Origin of the sequence: Streptomyces capoamus (assembly GCF_014654935.1) — a bacterium.
GTDB lineage: Bacteria > Actinomycetota > Actinomycetes > Streptomycetales > Streptomycetaceae > Streptomyces > Streptomyces capoamus.
This window is the reverse complement of record NZ_BNBF01000025.1, coordinates 67,638-68,062: the sequence shown is the minus strand read 5'-3', so window position 1 is coordinate 68,062 and position 425 is coordinate 67,638. Positions and strand designations below refer to the sequence as shown.

Below are 425 nucleotides of genomic sequence, written 5' to 3'. Positions count from 1 at the left end.
CTGGCCAAGGTGCAGCCGCAGGCGTCCGAGGACGTCTTCGCCGAGTCGCTCGTCACGCCCCGCAACAACGGGATCACGGACGTGCTGCCGGTGAGCGAGCAGAAGCCGGTCACCGTGCGGGTCGGCGAGCGGGAGCTGCCCAGCTTCGCCCCGCTGACGCTGCCCACCGTGAACCAGGTGACCTTCCCGGTCGACGTCGTCTACACCTGGGTGGACGGCGAGGAGCCGGCGATGCGGGCCAAGCGGGCCCGGTACCAGGAGCACGGCATGGCCGAGATCCTGGACAAGGAGACCAACGCCTCCCGCTACACCAGCCACGACGAGCTGAAGTACTCGCTGCGCTCGCTCGCGATGTACGCCGACTTCGTCCGGCACGTCTACATCGTGACCGACGGCCAGAAGCCGCACTGGCTGGACGACACCGC

At 68.9% G+C, this 425-nt stretch carries 1 protein-coding gene; it reads left to right on the top strand.

The window, feature by feature from the left end; genetic code table 11:
* Window positions 1-425 (top strand): stealth family protein (locus IE312_RS42645; RefSeq protein ID WP_229900642.1); only part of this gene is annotated, 425 nt, incomplete at both ends.